This window comes from Rubidibacter lacunae KORDI 51-2, from assembly GCF_000473895.1.
GTDB lineage: Bacteria > Cyanobacteriota > Cyanobacteriia > Cyanobacteriales > Rubidibacteraceae > Rubidibacter > Rubidibacter lacunae.
On sequence record NZ_ASSJ01000003.1, the window covers coordinates 15,034 to 32,361 of the forward strand.

Annotated in this window: 15 protein-coding genes, 1 other RNA gene and 2 pseudogenes; 9 read left to right on the forward strand and 9 right to left on the reverse strand. The window is 55.9% G+C overall.

Annotated features, from left to right (window positions below; all coding sequences use genetic code 11):
• Nucleotides 1–1,025: 1,025 nt before the first annotated feature.
• The 7 genes and pseudogenes from KR51_RS00630 to rfbB all read left to right on the forward strand — a co-directional run bounded on the left by KR51_RS00630 (nt 1,026) and on the right by rfbB (nt 7,785).
• Nucleotides 1,026–1,643, forward strand: coding sequence for a hypothetical protein (locus KR51_RS00630; protein ID WP_022603827.1), 618 nt, complete (start codon nt 1,026–1,028; stop codon nt 1,641–1,643).
• A gap of 144 nt (nt 1,644–1,787) precedes the next feature.
• Nucleotides 1,788–2,618, forward strand: coding sequence for a pentapeptide repeat-containing protein (locus KR51_RS00635; protein WP_040654607.1), 831 nt, complete (start codon nt 1,788–1,790; stop codon nt 2,616–2,618).
• Nucleotides 2,619–2,671: 53 nt separating this feature from the next.
• Nucleotides 2,672–3,055 (forward strand): annotated as a pseudogene (locus KR51_RS20040) (pentapeptide repeat-containing protein); the annotation flags it as partial.
• Between the two features lie 355 nt (nt 3,056–3,410).
• Entirely contained in the window at nt 3,411–3,830 is a 420-nt protein-coding gene (locus KR51_RS00645; RefSeq protein WP_022603829.1) for a pentapeptide repeat-containing protein, read from the forward strand.
• Between the two features lie 122 nt (nt 3,831–3,952).
• Nucleotides 3,953–4,132: pseudogene (locus KR51_RS21115) on the forward strand (hypothetical protein); the annotation flags it as partial.
• Between the two features lie 18 nt (nt 4,133–4,150).
• Nucleotides 4,151–4,936 carry a pentapeptide repeat-containing protein gene (locus KR51_RS00650; protein WP_232214483.1) on the forward strand — a complete coding sequence of 262 codons (786 nt, stop codon included), beginning with the start codon at nt 4,151–4,153 and terminating at the stop codon, nt 4,934–4,936.
• A 1,742-nt stretch (nt 4,937–6,678) separates the two neighbouring features.
• Entirely contained in the window at nt 6,679–7,785 is a 1,107-nt protein-coding gene (gene rfbB, locus KR51_RS00655) for a dTDP-glucose 4,6-dehydratase (RefSeq protein ID WP_022603837.1), read from the forward strand.
• A 228-nt stretch (nt 7,786–8,013) separates the two neighbouring features.
• On the opposite strand, the gene KR51_RS00660 is transcribed toward rfbB, so the two are convergent.
• The 5 genes from KR51_RS00660 to ssrA form a co-directional block, all read right to left on the reverse strand.
• Nucleotides 8,014–8,697 carry a hypothetical protein gene (locus KR51_RS00660; RefSeq protein WP_022603839.1) on the reverse strand — a complete coding sequence of 228 codons (684 nt, stop codon included), beginning with the start codon at nt 8,695–8,697 and terminating at the stop codon, nt 8,014–8,016.
• A 226-nt stretch (nt 8,698–8,923) separates the two neighbouring features.
• Complete coding sequence (plsY, locus tag KR51_RS00665; RefSeq protein ID WP_022603841.1) at nt 8,924–9,559, reverse strand: glycerol-3-phosphate 1-O-acyltransferase PlsY; 636 nt, start codon at nt 9,557–9,559, stop codon at nt 8,924–8,926.
• A gap of 134 nt (nt 9,560–9,693) precedes the next feature.
• Nucleotides 9,694–10,914 carry a DUF3086 domain-containing protein gene (locus KR51_RS00670; protein WP_022603842.1) on the reverse strand — a complete coding sequence of 407 codons (1,221 nt, stop codon included), beginning with the start codon at nt 10,912–10,914 and terminating at the stop codon, nt 9,694–9,696.
• A gap of 116 nt (nt 10,915–11,030) precedes the next feature.
• The gene (locus tag KR51_RS00675; RefSeq protein ID WP_022603843.1) at nt 11,031–11,429 is read right to left on the reverse strand and encodes a DUF3119 family protein; all 399 of its coding nucleotides are present in this window, start codon (nt 11,427–11,429) and stop codon (nt 11,031–11,033) included.
• Nucleotides 11,430–11,610: 181 nt separating this feature from the next.
• Nucleotides 11,611–12,004: a transfer-messenger RNA gene (gene ssrA, locus KR51_RS17840) on the reverse strand.
• A 125-nt stretch (nt 12,005–12,129) separates the two neighbouring features.
• Between ssrA and KR51_RS00680 the strand changes: the two genes are divergently transcribed.
• Together KR51_RS00680 and KR51_RS18985 are read left to right on the forward strand one after the other, a co-directional pair.
• Nucleotides 12,130–13,380 (forward strand): lipid-A-disaccharide synthase-related protein, encoded by a 1,251-nt coding sequence (locus tag KR51_RS00680; RefSeq protein ID WP_022603845.1) that lies wholly within the window; start codon nt 12,130–12,132, stop codon nt 13,378–13,380.
• Between the two features lie 308 nt (nt 13,381–13,688).
• Entirely contained in the window at nt 13,689–13,856 is a 168-nt protein-coding gene (locus KR51_RS18985; protein WP_022603846.1) for a hypothetical protein, read from the forward strand.
• Between the two features lie 122 nt (nt 13,857–13,978).
• Here the strand turns inward: KR51_RS18985 and KR51_RS00685 are convergent, their stop codons facing one another.
• The 4 genes from KR51_RS00685 to KR51_RS00695 all read right to left on the reverse strand — a co-directional run bounded on the left by KR51_RS00685 (nt 13,979) and on the right by KR51_RS00695 (nt 17,291).
• Nucleotides 13,979–14,518 carry a YqeG family HAD IIIA-type phosphatase gene (locus tag KR51_RS00685; RefSeq protein WP_022603847.1) on the reverse strand — a complete coding sequence of 180 codons (540 nt, stop codon included), beginning with the start codon at nt 14,516–14,518 and terminating at the stop codon, nt 13,979–13,981.
• 225 nt (nt 14,519–14,743) lie between these two features.
• Nucleotides 14,744–15,583, reverse strand: a complete 840-nt coding sequence (locus KR51_RS00690; RefSeq protein WP_022603848.1) for a metallophosphoesterase — start codon at nt 15,581–15,583, stop codon at nt 14,744–14,746.
• 27 nt (nt 15,584–15,610) lie between these two features.
• The gene (locus KR51_RS18990) at nt 15,611–15,787 is read right to left on the reverse strand and encodes a hypothetical protein (RefSeq protein ID WP_156914893.1); all 177 of its coding nucleotides are present in this window, start codon (nt 15,785–15,787) and stop codon (nt 15,611–15,613) included.
• 40 nt (nt 15,788–15,827) lie between these two features.
• On the reverse strand, nt 15,828–17,291 hold the full coding sequence (locus KR51_RS00695) for a BCD family MFS transporter (RefSeq protein WP_022603849.1): 1,464 nt from the start codon (nt 17,289–17,291) through the stop codon (nt 15,828–15,830).
• Between the last annotated feature and the right edge of the window lie 37 nt (nt 17,292–17,328).

A 17,328-nucleotide genomic window follows, 5' to 3' on the forward strand; every position in this document is an offset into this window, starting at 1 on the left:
GCTCTACAGATTAAATATGGTAAGCGTCAGGCGTATCTGGTGTCTAACGTTTTGGAGCTGAGCCGCGGCAGGTTGAGAAGGCCGAAAGGATTGAGTGCCGACCGTCGGCTCCGACGACCCGTTAGGTTCGCAGTGGGTCACTTGCTAGAACAATAACCGAATTGCCTCCCAACAAGCCAACCTCTGAAATAACTCTTCAATTGAGACTAAAGCTGAGGAGAACGGGCAAAAGCCTAACGAACCTATGCTCATCAGCCAGTGAGACCGCAAACAGGGATAGTTTCGACTCACCTCAGGTTACCTGAACCCTAAGAGGCCATTGAAAAGTCGGGTTGCGCGTATCATACGACAGTGATACTGGCGGGTAGTGTCGCTATTGGCGGGACAGATTGCACAGACAATTCCACTTTTAGCGGGTCTTTGCGCTTGCCCTCCCTGGTCGGCTTTACGGCGGAATACATAATGGCAATTTACTAGGTTTTTTGTTCCGCTCGTTCTGAAGTAGCTGATATGCCTAGCCTCTACTCGCTTGAGTCCTGATTCCACATTCATGTTTGCTCGCTTCCTAATTGGTGCGAAGGTTTATCTTTCACTAGGCTCTTTAACCTGAGCAATTGAACTCTTGCCGGGAACTCTTCTCCTCACCATCCAGGCTCTTTCGTTTTCCGCCAATGACACTGTTGTTTGACAGGCGCGATCGGTCAACTAGAAAGGCTGCAACTTACTCTATAAAGGATTTTTGGCTTGAAAGGTCGGGTTTCCATAGCTGCATCGTACAAAAATTGACATCCAGATATGTGCATGCTAGTTTCAAGGCAAATAAAATTGACTTAATGACTGCTTGAGAAGTCTAGTAGTGCGAAATTAGGAACGGACTTCACAACAAGAGAACAAGAATTCGGGCTTTCCAAAGTCGGCTCAGGGTTGTTTAAAACCCCTGGAACCTTTTAATTCAGCCTTTATGAATTTGAAGTGACCCCAAAAGACTCGACCCCTATCTTTAAGGTATAAATACCAGAATACTAATGAATCCACTCCTGAAATTTGGCATCATTGCTGCTCACTTCTCAGTTTATGTTGTGGCAGCTGTCAGTATCTGGATTTTTTCACGCCGCAGTGAATTCTTTACATCGATTCTCAAAGTTAGATCTCTCCCCTTGATTTACTTTGGTTATGCCGCTTTTGCGATTGGTTCTTCCTACGAGATAGCGGAGCACATAGGAGATAACTGGATTTACATCAGTCAGATCAGCTCTCTTAATCGTCTCTTCTATACATTTGTCAATGCTGGAGTGTGCTCGATCGCTCTAGGCTTAAGAAAATCTCGATGGCTAGATATCTTATTGATCGGTAGCTTGATAGCAGTGCCATTGACGTATGGCATCCATAATAGTAAAACTATTATGAATTTCATTCAATTAATTTCTGCAATCATATTTGTGTGGAATTGGTATATCGTGATGCGAGATTGGCGAGTGTTTTTATATGTTGTTTTTGCAAACTTTATGACTTTCGCTTTTGGTATCGTTTTAATTATCACGGGGAACCAAGTTCTTCATATCTTTGTGGGATTATCTGCGGCTGTGGCCTTACTAATACTCGGCTATGTGGCTTGGGTGCAACCACGACAGCACTTATACTAAGGGGAATTACTCAGGAACACACTTTTTAAAGAGCGCTTTGAAATGTTTTAGGCAAGCCTTCTGACAATCACGTCGCATTTACTCCTGCCGGTATACAATCGGAGACATCATGTTTTGCTGTGATGTAGTAGGAGAGTGTGATCGATGGCGAGCCATACGAAAGCCAAGGACGTACTGAGGCAATACGCCGCGGGGGAACGAAATTTCCGCTGCCTCAGCCTGCGCGGGGAATCATTCAAGAATGCCGACCTCAGTGGGGCGGATTTCAGCAAGGCTGACATTCGTGGTGCGAATTTCTCGGAAGCAAAGTTGTGCGGAGCGAACTTCACTAGGGCAAAAGCTGGGCTACAGCGCCGTTGGGTTGTGGGGTTGTTGGCGATCGTATTTACCCTGGCCGCTTTAGCGGTAATCCTATTCCTATTTATGGCTCTCCTCATAGCCTATTCCGGGAAAGCCTATGCCTTGTCGTATTCCGGTGTCGCTTTAGCTGCCTTTGTTGCTATCGCTTTAGCTGGATTTCAGACTGCCCATTACACCATCTTTGTTGCTGCCGCTGTATCTATCGCTGTCTCTGGAGCTGTCGCTCTCTCTGTTGTTGTGGCTGGAGCTGTAATTGCAGGTATCGTTTTCACTGTCACTCTAACTGGAGCTATAACTGGAGGTGAAACTGGAGGTATTGTTGTTAAAAGTTTTACTGTTTTCTTTGCAGCTGTCGCTTACAGTGGCATAGGTGCGTTAGGGGGATGGTTAGCAGTTGCGCGCAATTACCGTACTCTCAAGAGGATACGCCATGCTGCATCCTTCGTCTGGTGCATAGGCGGCACGAATTTCCATGAAGCCGACCTCACTGATGTCAACTTCACTGGCGCAACTCTCAAGAGCACGAACATTGACGAAGCAGTTATCGCGCGGACCTGCTGGAAAGACGCTCGCAAATTGCATCTCGCTCGCTCTGGTCCTTCAATCCTCGGCTAAAATGCCATCCGTGCTCGGCTAGTCAGCGGTAATGGTTACAAACAAACTTCAAGGGAGCCGATTTAGAGGGCTTAGATTTCGAAGGTGCGAACCTCGTCAGAGCAAACCTCCAAGATACCAACCTCAGAGGGGCAAGCTTAACCAACGCCATTCTTATAGAAGCCAACCTCAAAGGCGCAAACCTAAGATGGTCGCAGTGCATCGGGGTGGATTTTACCCGCGCCCAACTTACCGGGGCATGCCTTCAAGCCTGGAACATCGACAACAGCACCGTCCTCAAAGATGTCGATTGCCAATACGTTTTCTTGCTAGAGCACCCGAATGACCTTGGCAGTCGAGAGCGACGCCCCCAAAACCCGAATGCTACCTTCGCTCCAGGGGAATTCGAAAAGCTCTACACCAAGATTATGAATACCCGTGCAAAACCTCGTCCGTGATGGCATCAACCCCGACATCTTACTCACTTCTTTCAACAAGCTGATAGGAGAACACCCTGAAATTACTCCTGGGTCCTTTTCACCTATAAGGTTGCAAGCGCGATCGCGGCGCGGAGCCCTGCCCAAAAAGTGCATTGACAGACTTAGCGATCGTCACCGAATGCTTCAAGGCGGCTACCAATAGGCCGCACCAGAGGTTACCGGCGAGGAAAATTGGAAGGCTGACGACGGGTCTGATGCTTTGTAGACAGCGATAGCGAAGATGCACCGCGATTACAGACGGATTCAATCGTGCTGACATACAATCGACAAAAATATCAAATTTTGCTGTTGTGTAGTAAAGAGGTGATGAATGATGGCGAACCGCACTAACGCCAAGGACGTTTTGAGGCGCTACGCCACGGGGGACCGAGACTTCCGCGACCTCAGTCTGCGGGGGCAATCATTCAAGAACGCCGACCTCAGCGGGGCGGATTTCACCGAGGCGGACATTCGAGGTACTAATTTCTCGGAAGCAACATTGTGCGGAACGAACTTTACCAAGGCAAAAGTCGGGCTACAGCGCCGTTGGGTTGTGGGGGTGTTAGCGATCGTATTTGCTCTTTCCGCTTTGGCGAGTTTCCTATCCCATATTGTGATTCTTCTTGTATCGTATTCCGTTGCGCTGTTAGTGCAGATACCGGTATCCCTGGAACTCTCCTCTTTGCGGCTATCGCTAGCTTTGGATCGTTACCTGCCATATACACCTACCCTGTCGCTGGAGCTATCGCTATAGCTGTTGCTGGATCTATCGTCATAGCTGCCCCTTTCACTGTCGCTGGAGTTTTCACTGGATCTATAGCTGTCACTGATATAAATGTTAGTCTCGTTGGAGCTTTCATTATCGGTGTCCCTGTTGTGTATATCGGAAGGCGAATAGTTGCGCGAGACTACTATGGCTACCAATGGTTGCGCAACCTTGCATCCTACCTCTGGTCCAAACTTGCATCCTTCGTCTGGTCTATTGGTGGTACAAATTTCAATAAAGCTGACCTCACTGATGCCAACTTCACTGCTGTAACTCTCAAGAGCACGAACTTTCAAGGAGCGGTCATCGTGCGCACTTGCTGGAAAGACGCGCACAAATTGTCCCTCCCTTGTTTGGGTCCGTCAATCCTCCGCAACAATGCCGCACGTGCCCTGCTCGTCAGCAGGAATGGCTACAAGCAGGACTTCAAGCGCGCCGATTTAGGAGGTACGTACCTCAATGGAGCCAAACTCGAAGGTGCCAACCTCAAAGGGGCAAACCTTGCCAACGCCACTCTCAAAGATGCCAACCTCAAAGACGCTAACCTGAACAGCTCGCAGTGCATCGGCGTGGATTTCACCCGCGCCTATCTCACCGGGACCTGCCTGGAAGCCTGGAACATCGACCCGACTACAGTCCTCGACGACGTCGATTGCCAGTTCGTCTATCTACTAGAGCAACCGAATCACCTCGGTAGTCGAGAGCGCCGCCCCCACGACCCAACCGCAACCTTCGCTCCCGGCGACTTCGAAAAGCTCTACACCGAGAATCAGGATGCCGTGCAAATCCTCATCCGAGAAGGTATCAACCCCGATGCCTTCCGCGCTACTTTCGGCGAGCTGATGGCAAAACACCCAGAAATCACTCTCGAATCCATCCAGTCCATAGAAAAAAAATGCACTGACGCCCTCGTCACCCTAGCCATCACTCCCGAAATTTATAAAGCCAAAGTCGAGCAAGTCTTCAACGAAGCTTACGAAGCTTGGCTTGCGGCTGCTAGAGACCGCGCCCAAACCGAGTCCGCTAGTGAAAGCATCCGTGATTTCATGGATGCTTTCATCAAGCTTTCTGCCCTCAACACTCCCGGCAATTAACTCATCGTTAAAGCAGACGCAAAAGCTACGAACACCCTTACGATCGGAGCTGCGCTATCAAACCCGGTGGCGACTCGATCTTTAACGTCCAGGTGTCAACGCCACCACCAGCGGCACCACCTCCAAGACTATCCAGGAGTTCCCGCAGAAACCGCCAAGCCGACCTCAAGAAATTTCTAGAAGAACTACGAGAAGAATTCGCGGATGGAGTCGCGCATCCGCTGTTTATCTGAAAGGACGCAAACGGGAATAGGTCGGTTGAGGGGGCGACTTCAGCGATCGCCAGTCGGTTGTCAGCTACGGATAATAGTCAAAGGAGGTTCCAGACGGATAACCGGGCCGACTCGGTATAGCTGGCAACGATTCGCCATCACTGCCACCAAGTGCGGTAGGTTAGTTGGGTGCAGCCAATACGGACTCAATTGCTGGCTTGAAGACAGCTGGCTCGACCGGTAAGCGACCCTCGACAGGTGCGTCGGCCCGTAAGTCCTGAGCAACGCCTGCAGCCTCTGCGTCGCTTGCTCCAAAGTTTGCTTGCGCATCATCGGCTAATCTCCTGAATTGCAGCGGTTCAGAGTATTCGTCACTACGGACAAAACCAGCACGTTGGGGCGCGACCGGCGCGCCGCCATCAAAACCAACTCGCCCGTTTGTTGCGGTCGGTTAGGGCAGGTTACGCGATCGCGAGTGCGCGACCGCCCAAAAAATGTCTTGTACTTAAAGTCGGTCGCAAATTCTTAGGTGTTCCTCGCTCACTTATTTGCTGCCGCACTCTTAAGCACGGGCGAGCTTGCTGTCGACCAGCAAAACGAGTATCGGTTTTACGTGTCTGCTAGGGACGTTGGGGCAAGCGGTTTTAAGTGTGCTGGAGCTTGCACCGTTAGTGGGCACGCCCAGTCGGTTTAGAGAGTCGAGTAGGGTCTGCGGCTCGGACTCCTCGGGGTAAGAGGTCGGACGATGCCGCGAAAAACCGACCAACTGCAGATTTTTCAATCTTGAAAACGCTGCTGCTACAGGTTGGCTGAAGACACGTTTGAGGGGATTGCGGAGGTTGGTCTTGCCGCGATCGCGGACGACTTAGCGATTGAAGTCGGCGAGGTAAGATTCGAGTTCGCGGGCTTACACCCTGATAGATCACTCAGCGCCAGAGGTGGGCGAGAGACAGGATTTTGTGTTGAAAGACGAAGCGATCGTGTTTTTTGGCCCGCATTGTAGTAAGTCAATGTTGGGCTAATACGAAGTGCGCCTCTGTAACTGCAGGGGCGCTTTTGTTATCTGGCGGGGGGTTGCGCCCGTTTCGGCGTCTTACTCTGCAAGCTTGCGGATTTCCGACAGCGCCATTAGAAGCTCGGGCGGGAGGCTTCGGGACTGGGGCTGCAGCAGTATCGATCGGCCAAACTCAAATGGTGCTGGCATCGCGCCATCGGTAAGCGCTCCCATCGTTATCCTGAAGTAGCTCCAAGCTGCGCCCGCGATAAAACAATGCTGAGCCTAGCTGGTTGTTTAGAGCCCACAGTCAACCTCGAGCGACCAGCGCATCGTCTCCACGTCCCCTATGGATAAGTTGGCGAGCGAACTTACCAGTGTGCTTGCAGACGACTAACTCGGTTGCAGAGGCGGTGGGTTCGCTGCACGCGATCGACCGTACCGTGCAGTTGGGTTGGTTTTAACCTTTATACTGAGTCTGAATTTGACCGTTGGGGAACGGAACGAGAGTACTTCGGGAGCACGTTAGAGAAACTATGGCCGGTCGAGACTCTGCAAAACGCTTACCGCAACGCCTGCTCGTAACGGGCGGTGCCGGGTTTATCGGCTCGAATTTCGTGCGTTACTGGTGCCAAACCTATCCTGAGGACCGCGTTGTCGTCCTGGACGCCCTAACTTACGCGGGCAATCGTGCCAACCTGGCCGACCTCGAAGCCAATGCCAATCTGCGCTTTGTGCAGGGTAATATCTGCGATCGCGCTCTCGTAGAAACCCTGTTGGCAGAAGAACGCATTGAGGCAATCGCGCACTTCGCGGCTGAATCCCACGTCGATCGCTCGATCCATTCGCCAGATGCCTTCGTGCAAACCAATGTTGTCGGGTCGTTCGTCCTGCTCGATGCCTTCCGATACCACTGGAAATCCTGCCTTGGTGCCGATGCTACTGCCGGCAATCGCATGGCGTTCCTTCATGTCTCGACCGATGAAGTTTACGGCAGCCTCGATCCCGACGATCCGCCTTTTTCAGAAACGACCCCCTACGCGCCAAACAGTCCGTATTCGGCCTCGAAGGCTGGAAGCGATCACCTAGCGCGTGCTTACTTCCACACCTACGGCATGCCCGCAATTGTCACGAATTGCTCCAACAACTACGGACCCTATCATTTCCCCGAGAAGCTAATTCCGCTGACTTGCATTAATATCCTGCTCGGCAAATCAATTCCCGTTTACGGCGATGGGCAAAACGTGCGCGATTGGCTCTACGTGCTCGATCACTGTCGCGCGCTCGATCTAGTCCTGCATGCCGGCAAACCCGGCGAAACCTATACAATCGGTGGCAACAACGAGGTGAAAAACATCGACCTCGTACACTTGCTTTGCAAGCTCATGGACGAACTCGCTCCGACCTTACCGGTCAAAACGGCCGGGCAGTTGATTACCTTCGTCAAAGATCGCCCCGGACACGATCGCCGCTACGCGATCGATGCCACCAAAATCCACACAGAACTGGGCTGGAAGCCGACCGCAACGATCGCCTCCGGCTTGCGGCAAACCGTCCAGTGGTACCTCGACAACCGTGCCTGGTGGGAGCCCTTGCTCTCCGAAGAATATCGTGATTATTACCGCCAAGCATACTCTGCATAATCTCGAACGCTTGGCATGTGTGCCGCACTTGAAGCAATTAACGAGTGAAGACTGGCAGGTTGGGCGATTGCTGGGGGAAAAGCGATCCCAACTTCACACATTTTGGGTTGGATGGCATCTCATACCAATTTGCAGAATGCCTACGACAGATGGAGCAAGCGAGCCCCGAGGGTAAAAGTACCCGAGCTGCCATTTGTCGCAGCACTTCCTAGAGTTGGTATCACCTCATCAAGCTGTCTTGCAGCGTTCTTGAATGACTTGGTAGCACTCCTCGACCGATGTTCGCGCGCCCATTGCCTCGACCAAAGCGATGTACGCATCAGCGTGACGCTCTAGAAGCGCTTGTGCCTGCAGTTTCGCCCAGCGCTCTTTCTGATTGCGTGCCTGCAAGGAAAAGCCCAAAGACCTCAGCATCGTTTTCAGCTGCCCGCGATCGTCGCCACCGCCCGTTGCACTGCCATAAGTCCGCTCTTCGGCTGCAATCCCGGCCATCCAAACCGTGCTGAAGCGATCGACGGCTAGCGCCACCTTGCCGCTAGCCACCTCAGCATAATCTAGCGCTGACGTATCGAAGCGCACGCCGCCCGCTCCTGCTGGTTGCTGTTGTCTGAAGGCTTCCCACGCGGTCAGCGCATAGCCGGCAATTGGAATTCCCAAAAAATACGCTGCTAGAAAGTGACCCGCCTCGTGATGCAGGACGCGATCGCGCTGTTCGTCTGAGGCAAAGGCATCCACCAGCAAGAGCGCACCCTGACCCTCCCACGCAAAGCGATCGGTGGTCAGCAACGTCAGCGCTCCGAAAGTGAGGCCGGCCGGAACCAGCGGCGAAATGTGCAAAAACGGGCCGGTTAGGGTCGTTAGCGTGACAGCGAAAATCCCAATCGCGACCAGATTCAAGGCAACTTGCTGCATGGGTAACGTGCGTGGGTGCTTAACATCATGTTACCTACCACCTCAGGGATGCAGTAAGGCCCCGCGACCGGTTTCGTCTCGTACCTGAATCGTCTCTCGCTAATTCGGAGCCAGTGCGTCCACTGACTGATATCAGTACCTCAAGCCTGGCAAGATCGTGGTGAGATTTCATGGGTTTTAGGAGATTTGTCGGCCAGCCCAGACTGTGCGTCCTTAAGGATTCTCGCTACTGTGCGGCCTTTTGCCCGAGGCGCGGCTCGGTGCCGGCCAGCAAGCGCTCGATATTCGCGCGGTGGCGGAGGAGGACGTACCCCCCGGCAACACTAACAAACAGCAAATACGGCAGCGGTTTGTGGAGCGCGAAAGCCGTGCAGATCGCAGCGACGGCTCCAAGCATCGAGCCTAGGGAGACAATCCGTGTCAGGGCCAAGACGAGTGCGAACGCGGCCAGACCGCCCAATGCGACGGGTGGAACCATCACTAATAATGCGCCCAAACTCGTTGCCACCGATTTACCGCCCGAAAAGTTCAACCACAGGGATTTGCTATGACCGAGAACGGCCAGCAGTGCGGCAACGACTACTATCCACGGCAGCCAGTTTGTTGGCAACGCCGGGAACGATCCAAAACTCCAGCGCACCAGCCAAATTGCCAGCGCGCCTTTGATAACATCTGACGCCAGAACGCCGACGCCAGCTCCGGTGCCCAGTGTCCTTAGGACGTTGGTTGCACCGATCGAGCCCGAACCGTACTCGCGGATATCGATCCCGCGCAACCAGCGACCGGCCAGGTAGCCCGAGGGAACGGAACCCAGCAGGTAAGCGGCAACCATCAACCCGGCAATTGTCAGGTAAACAAGCATGAGCGCGATCGGATATTAACTCTCAGTAATTGAATGAAGCTAGGCACAATTGCCCGTATCCAATTGGTATCCGATTGCCTGCCAAGTTTCAAGCCATGTGACGCTCGGAAGCGATCGCTGCTTGGTCGTCCGCATCAGTACTCGTAACTTGACGTCCGCTTCGGGTCCGGAGCGTAGGCCAGCCAGAACGAGAACTGCAGCAGCGACAAGTTCACCGATCCTTCCGTTTCGTCAATCGCCACGAGCGGCAGCTGCTTGTTTTCTCTCAGGCGTTCGGCTTTCAATACCAAGGCTTCGGGGTCTTCGAATAGTACGATGCCGCGTTCGGGACCGAAGTCGCTGCGCGAAATGCCCAAACAATCTTGCAGTCCCCGCCGCCATTCGCCCAACCGCTCCGGCGAATTGGCCAGTACCAGCGTGCGCACGCGATCGCCGTAAAGCGCCCGCAGCACCGAAATACAGGCAGATGCAATCAAAATATTCTGCAGGCGGCTGCCGAGGGAGCGGATCGTCCCGCGTCCGGCCTGCTCGAACAACCATTGCCGCACGCGCTCGGCATGAATGGGCTCGAAAGTACGTCGCAACTGCCACGGCGGACCGTAGTAATCGGGGAACTGACGGTACTGGTCGAGGATACTGCGGATGCGACGTGCTTGCTCCTCGAAGCGCTGCGCCACGAGCTCGGGCGACGGCGGGGCATTAGTTGCCTCGCGTGCGGTATTGCGATTGCTCCGCGGTTCTGGCGGCGGCGGTGGGGGTTCGGGACTTGCCAGTTCCAGTTGCTCGGCGGCGATCGCCAGATCTTGCAAGCTGCCGACGAGATAGTCTTTGAAGCCTTGAACGCGGATTGCTAAATCCTGCGACACACCTGCGAAGGTCGTCCGCATCTCTTCGCGCACGCGATCTCGCCTCCGCTCCAGTTGCTCGACGGCAGCTAACAGCGATTGACGGCGGCGTTCGAGAGGTTTGAGGCTTTCGTCGGTGATGCGCGTGAGAGTGTTCTGGAAGTCGTCTGCCTGGGCGGCGATCGCGCCGGTTTTAAGAGCTTGCAACTCGCCGATCTCCTGCAGCAACGCTTGCTTGCGGGCAGTCAAATTGGCAAGGTCTGCATCTGAGGCGATCGCCTCAGACACCGTGTCTGCTGGTAACTCCGTTGACTCGAGCGGGGCGACTGCAAGTCCGTCGGGTGCGATCGCAGAGGCGGATACGCTGCCGTCCGTACCGTTTGGTATGGCATCGCCCGGCGCGGCGGCGGTGTTGCAGTCAGCAGGGACTGCGTCGGCAGCAGCCGGCTCGGGGGGGGCTGCGTCGGGCGTGAAGTTAGATTGCTCGGGCGTGGGTTCGTCGGCGTGCATCGAGGAAAACTAGTGTTGCGGCAACTACGCCTGAATCGAAGACATGGGATCGAACGAGTGGAAAGACTCCTTATCTAAAGAGGGACTTTGCCCGGTCGATCTCAACCTTGATGGGCTTATTTTACGGGACAGCGCTGTTCTAAACAGGCGCGTAGCGCGCTCGGGTCGAACAGCATGGGTAGGAAGTGAATGCTCTTAACTTCGCGGAAATAAAACAAGATCGGTACGGGCGGCCAGAACACGCGCCAGTTGCTCCATTCCGCGTATGGGAAGTTGCGAATTTGCTGCCCGGAGCGATAGACCTCCAGGGTTGTTGCCGTGAAGCGCAAGCGAATGGTTGCTGCCTGCACGATCAAAAACACGGCAAAGACCGCGGTTGTCAGTCCGACCCAACGCTGTAGCAGCACGACCGGCACCGACAGCAATAAGATCGCGAACGGTAGAAGGTAACTCGGCGCGAGTTCGACTGTCTGTGCGGGAGTGGGAGGTGTCGATGTCGATGGAGTTGCAGTCACGATGTATTTCTTCCAGGTGCTAGCAGTTCCGATCCGAAACCTGAGAGTCCGACGACACGCGCGATCGCGTTTTTTGAACCGTTCCCTACCTTACATTTAATCACCGCCAATCGACCTGCGCATACCACGAGATCGCCCCAAACGTTCAAAAGCCGCCCTGCAAGAGAGCGGCTTTGAATTAAAGTGGAGCCGAGCAGAGTCGAACTGCTGTCCAGACTGAGTATTGACCTTCCAATCGTTCACAGGTTTAGCTCGTCTTACCCTCGGAGCGGGGTCTATCACTTATCCCGGATAGCGGGGACCCTTGGCGAGGTCTTAGCGCTCGGCCGGCCAAGGCGGTTCGAGCGAGCATCCGTTAGGGGTTGGTCCACAGTCCTTAACGGAGTCAAACTGCGGACGCTCGCGCTCTAAAGGTTAGAGGTTTTTTTTAGGCAACGAGTGCTGCCTTGCGAGCAAAAGGAACGATGGTGTTCGCAGTTACTTTTTTGGTTGAGTCTGGATTAACGAGAGGTGACTCGCTCTCGACCTGCATCACGGAACAGCTTTCGTCAACCTGTCGAAACCATTACGGCCCCGTGCTTTGTTCGTCCATTGTAACGTTCGGGTTTAACAACGACAACTCGCTACTACTGGGTGTCGCCCAGTGGGCTATACTGTCGGGCTGAAGCCGGTCGCTGTTGCAAATGCGAGGTCGAGTGCGATGCCTGCAAGGTTACTGTGCCTGAGCAACGGTCACGGGGAAGACGCGATCGCGGTGCGGGTGCTCGCGCAGCTTCAGGCGCGATCGCCCCAGTTAGAAGTCGCTGCACTGCCGTTGGTAGGCGGCGGCAGTGCTTACGAGCGCGCGAGGGTTCCGCTCGTCGGTCCGGTGCAGCCGCTGCCCTCGGGCGGGTTCATTTATATGGACGGACGGCAGCTTTGGCGCGACCTGCGCGGCGGTCTGGCGCAATTGACGTGGGCGCAATGGCGCGCCGTGCGTCGTTGGCGGAAGGGAGGCGGGCGCGTGCTGGCGGTGGGCGATATCGTGCCGCTGCTGATGGCGTGGTTGTCGGGGCTGCCGTTCGCATTTGTGGGCACGGCGAAGTCGGATTATTACTGGCGCGACGAGGCGGGCTGGCTGCCGCAAACCTCGCGATGGGAGCGTTGGATGGGCTCGGTGTATCTGCCCTGGGAGCGCTGGCTGATGCAAGGGCGCACCTGTCGGGCAGTTTTCCCGCGCGACTCGCTCACGGCGCGGCGCCTGCAGCACTATAAAATCGACGCGCTCGATCTGGGCAACCCAATGGTTGACGCGATCGCTCCAGAGTTTGCAATCGTTTCGGACTCGGAGGATCGCGCGCTGCGGGTGTTGTTGCTGCCGGGCTCGCGATCGCCTGAAGCGGAGGCAAATTGGCGGCAGTTGCTCGATTGCGCGATGGCAGTGGCGGCCAAGCGCACCCAGCAACACCTGTGTTTTTTGGCGGCGATCGCCCCGGCACTAGATCGATCTCCGTTTCGGGAAGACGTGTTGGCGGCTGGCTGGGGAGCGGTTGAAGATCTCGATGCACAAACGGATCTGCCGTTTTGCGACCCGCAAGGCGAGTTGTATCGGCGGGGTAACGCATTGTTGGTGTTAACGCAGCAGGCGTACGGTAGCTGTCTGACGGCGGCCGACGTGGCGATCGCCATGGCTGGGACGGCCACCGAGCAGTTTGTGGGCTTAGGGAAACCGGCGATCGCGTTGCCGGGGCGCGGACCGCAGTTTACTTATGCATTTGCCGAAGCCCAGACGCGCTTGCTCGGCTGTTCGATGATCCTGGCGGACAGTCCGGAATCGGTTGCGCGGCGTCTCCAGGATTTGCTGCAAGACCCAGACCGCCTGCAGCTCGCAGCGGAAAACGGGCAGCGGCGGTTGGGCGTGCCGGGGGCGGACGATCGCATTGCCGCTGCGCTGCTCGACTGCTTGCTCTGAGGGGCGATCGGTCTAGCAGCAGTGGAATGATTTATCGGTCGGATTGGGGGGAATGTGACGCTCCACACCCTTAACAGAGCGACCGGGTCTTACCGCTGGAATCAACCCTTGCAGCTCCCTCGATCGCTCATTACCTTCGCAGTACTCGGCATACCGGAATTGTGGCGGTTCAACAGCAACACCTTGAGCTCGCTCCTCTCGTCGAAGTCACCTGCCCGCCCTCAGGAATCCTCGCTCGTGTTACCCATCTTCCAGCAAGAGGACATTTTGGGGTTTCTGCGTACCAGTTGAATCACGAGGGAGAATGCATGGGTTCGCCAGTTCCGTCCGTGGCTGCAAAGGGAAATTACCTGAATGTCCCGGACGGCGATCGCTCGACCCCACCTACAGACAACCGGGCTCCCTCAACTTACTTAGCTGGTGGCTGGCTGACTGATATCTCTCCTGAAAGCTTGCCGCGAGCTTGCTGGGTTTGAGACACTTGTATTAGTCAGTCAGGCTTTCACCTCGTAGCAGCCCCGTAAAGTTTTCTTTGAATTCTTTTCAGCCCCAACCTAGTATGGGTTCCGGTCGTTTGGTCGCCGTAGATCGATCGGCATCAATTTGCCTGAGACGGGCGCTCGGACAACGACACGCCGAGCCACTGGGAGAGACGCACCTCCATGGCACGCAGCGGGTAATCCCGTGCCGCGATCGCTGGGTCAACCATCGGCTCAACCAGGATTGTAAACGTGCCCAACCGATTGCCAGCCAGCACGTCCGTGAACAAGCGATCGCCCACCATTGCCACTGACTCCACCGGCAGATTCATTTCTTGCACGGCCTGGCGTAGCTTGCGGCGCGACGGCTTGCGCGCCCCGAGGATGTAGGGCACATCCAGCGATCGCGCAATGTTACCAATGCGCCCTTCGCTGAGATTGTTGCTGACCAACCACAACGCGGTCTCTTGGCGGATAGCCGCAACCCACTGTTGTAGTTCGGCCGACGCCTGACGCGATCGCAGCGGTACAAGGGTTTCATCGACATCGAGTACGAGCCCGCGCAACCCATGCTCTGCCAAAATGTCGGGCGTCAGTTCGATTACGGGCGCTCCTAACACGAGGTCGGGCTGCAGCAGCGTGGCCCAGGATGTCAACATTGAAAGTACGTAAATAAATTAGGTAAACGAACAACCATAGCAGCTGCGGTACGAGACAACTGCGCACTTCTCAAAGTTACCGCATGTCTTGGAGGTAGGGTAACTCCGAAGGAAAAAACAGCGGCACCAGGCTCAGTCGTGGAGAGGCGATCGCCGACCAGACGGACCCGATCTAGCCCCCAATAATTGTTGCAAGAGCTCGACCTTAACGGCGAACAGACCGCGCTACCCGGCTGGAACGAGGGTCATAATGGCAATTTCCGGCGGGCAGAACACCCGTCCCGGCAAATAAGTCCCCAGACCGCGATTGACGTAGAGTTGATTGCTGCCGACAGAGAACCACCCCTGGGCCCACTCCCAGTGTTTGACGACACTGGGGCACTCGCGGAGGAGTGGCAGAACGTTGGCCAGTGCCTTCGGTAGGCGACGGCGAATTGGCTGTAGGATTGTCGGAATCGGTCCCCAGCCAGGAATCAGAAACGTTTGCCCGCCGTGCGTGTGCCCGGAAAGGATCAAGTCTGCCCGCCAGCGTTGCAAGCCCTCAGCAGTATCTGGATTGTGCGAAAGCACGATGCGGGGACGCTGCGGATCGAGCTGCGACATCACTGGTTCCGGTCGATAGCCGCGCGACCAAAGATCGGCCAGTCCGACCACCGGCAAGGCCGCACCGAGCGGGGTGGCAACGTCGTTCCAGAGCACGCGGATGCCAACGCGTTCGAAAGCTGAAGTGACGACATTCCGGGAGCGCGGGAAGTGCAAGTCGTGGTTGCCCAGTGAAGCAAACACGCCCGCGCGCGCCTGGAGGTGCTTGAGATGTAACACCAAATCTTCAATCGGTTCGGGCTCGTCGGTGACGTAGTCGCCGGTCAGCAGAACCAAGTCCGGTTCGGCAGCATTACTCGCGGCGATCGCGTCGCTCAGCAGCCAATCCGAGAGGCGCAGGCCGTCGTAGTGGAAATCCGTCAGGTGAACGATGCGCGTGCCTGCCAGGGATGGCGGCAAATCGGCGATCGCGACTTCGTAACGTTCGACGCTCAGCGCGCCGGATAGCAAGCGATGAACCATGCCAAACGTCCTCACGCCAAACGCTTCTTAGGATAGAACCGACGCGCGGAGATCGCCAGCGGTAATGTCAGCTGCCCGCCACGCATGTGCCGCCGTTAGGCGCTTGCCAATCTCGCCATTACTCGCCTGGAACCGAACGTGGCAATTTTGTTCCGGGCTGTCTTGCTTGTATGAAGCGATCGCGCCTGGAGCAAACCCTTTCATCACCGGGCAAGGGCGCGCGAGAGGACGGACTGCTAGTTTGCTAATCGAGTTCGCTTTCCATTGCTGCCACGAAGGCGTTGCGCGTGCTTTCCTGAAATTCAGTGGCGTCCACGCGACCGAGCAGGGCGATCGCGAACACCATGAAACCTGCTTGTGCGGCGAAAACCAGTCCGTACGCCAACACTGGAGCAGAAAACAGTGCATTGCCGAGGTCGAGCAGCATGCCGCCGCAAATTGTTGCCGCGCCACGCGCCAGGGCTTGGGCCAAGCCCCACGCCCCGATGAAGGTACCCGCTGTTTCCGCTGCCGTCAGGTCGAGCATCAGCCCGATCGCCCCATTAGTCGCGATCCCGGCCGAGAATCCGAACAGCAATACTGCCCCCTGCAACACGGGCTGGGAGCGCGTGAAGCCTGCAGCAATCACGATAATGAAGCAGGCAGCGACCAATCCGCAGCCCAGCCGTGTCATCAGCCGTTTACCCAGGTTCGGCGCGATCGCGAAGCCGGCCGCGCTCAGCCCGACCAGAATGCCGATGCCCCAAAACGAATTTAGCTGAGTGGTTTGGGCGATCGTCATGCCGAATACGTCGCCGCCATAGGGTTCGAGCACGGCCTCCTGCATGAACAACCCCACGGTCATAGCAATGAGGAACGTGAAGAAAAAGCCCGTTTGGCGGCTGGAGGTTAACACCTTTAGGGCGCGACCGAGAGTCAAGTCGTCGCCCTCGCTCAGACGCGATCGCAACCGGTAGCGCGAGTACTTCGGCTCGATGCCCAGAGTGCCGGCAAATGCCAGCCCCAGCGCGATTAACGGCACGATCGCGAACAATCCGTTAATCGGCCCCTGCAGCGCCTCAATCGAAGTGACGCTGCCATCAGTTGCCGATTGGATGCGATCCAGAAACTTACTGCCGCCGATGCCCGCTACAACAATGCCCACCATCAGGAACGACCACGCCACGCTAACCACGCGCGATCGTTCGTCCGGTTCGGTGACGTCGACCAAAAGCGTGGCGAAGGGCACGGAACTGGCGTTAACGGCCAAACCGTAAACCCCGAAAATCAGCGCTAAAACGGCCGTCCACCCCGCGATCGGCATCGTCCAAGCCCATTCACCGGCCGCACGTGCACCGTCCACAGACCGAATCGCACCGCCGAGCTGCCAAACAATTTGGATGGCAATGAAGATGAGCGTGCCGTAGGCCGCTGCGCCAAACCACACGTAGCCGCTGCGATGGAGTCCGAAAAGCGGTTTGGCATCCGAAAGCTGACCGAACCAGATTTTGCCTGGCGATGCAAGCAACTGGGGAATTGCAACCAGAGTCGCGGCGATGGTGCCGGGGACGCCCAGCTCGCTAATCAGCACGCGGTTGATAACTGCTAAGGTCAGCACGGCCATCATCCCGATCGCGATTTGGTAGAGCCCCAACCGGATCGTCGTGAGGGCATTAATGCGTGGGGGACGGTCGGCAATCGCGCCGCGATCGAACTCGGTAGTTGTCATCTCTTCGGCCTGCGTGAAGGATCGTTCCTGTCAAATC

Coding starts and splice junctions, on each gene's coding strand:
- KR51_RS00630 (WP_022603827.1), top strand. CDS start 1,026: ATGAATCCACTCCTGAAATTTGGCATCATTGCTGCTCACTTCTCAGTT.
- KR51_RS00635 (WP_040654607.1), top strand. CDS start 1,788: ATGGCGAGCCATACGAAAGCCAAGGACGTACTGAGGCAATACGCCGCG.
- KR51_RS00645 (WP_022603829.1), top strand. CDS start 3,411: ATGGCGAACCGCACTAACGCCAAGGACGTTTTGAGGCGCTACGCCACG.
- rfbB (WP_022603837.1), top strand. CDS start 6,679: ATGGCCGGTCGAGACTCTGCAAAACGCTTACCGCAACGCCTGCTCGTA.
- KR51_RS00660 (WP_022603839.1), bottom strand. CDS start 8,697: ATGCAGCAAGTTGCCTTGAATCTGGTCGCGATTGGGATTTTCGCTGTC.
- plsY (WP_022603841.1), bottom strand. CDS start 9,559: ATGCTTGTTTACCTGACAATTGCCGGGTTGATGGTTGCCGCTTACCTG.
- KR51_RS00670 (WP_022603842.1), bottom strand. CDS start 10,914: ATGCACGCCGACGAACCCACGCCCGAGCAATCTAACTTCACGCCCGAC.
- KR51_RS00680 (WP_022603845.1), top strand. CDS start 12,130: ATGCCTGCAAGGTTACTGTGCCTGAGCAACGGTCACGGGGAAGACGCG.
- KR51_RS18985 (WP_022603846.1), top strand. CDS start 13,689: ATGGGTTCGCCAGTTCCGTCCGTGGCTGCAAAGGGAAATTACCTGAAT.
- KR51_RS00685 (WP_022603847.1), bottom strand. CDS start 14,518: ATGTTGACATCCTGGGCCACGCTGCTGCAGCCCGACCTCGTGTTAGGA.
- KR51_RS00690 (WP_022603848.1), bottom strand. CDS start 15,583: ATGGTTCATCGCTTGCTATCCGGCGCGCTGAGCGTCGAACGTTACGAA.
- KR51_RS18990 (WP_156914893.1), bottom strand. CDS start 15,787: ATGAAAGGGTTTGCTCCAGGCGCGATCGCTTCATACAAGCAAGACAGC.
- KR51_RS00695 (WP_022603849.1), bottom strand. CDS start 17,291: ATGACAACTACCGAGTTCGATCGCGGCGCGATTGCCGACCGTCCCCCA.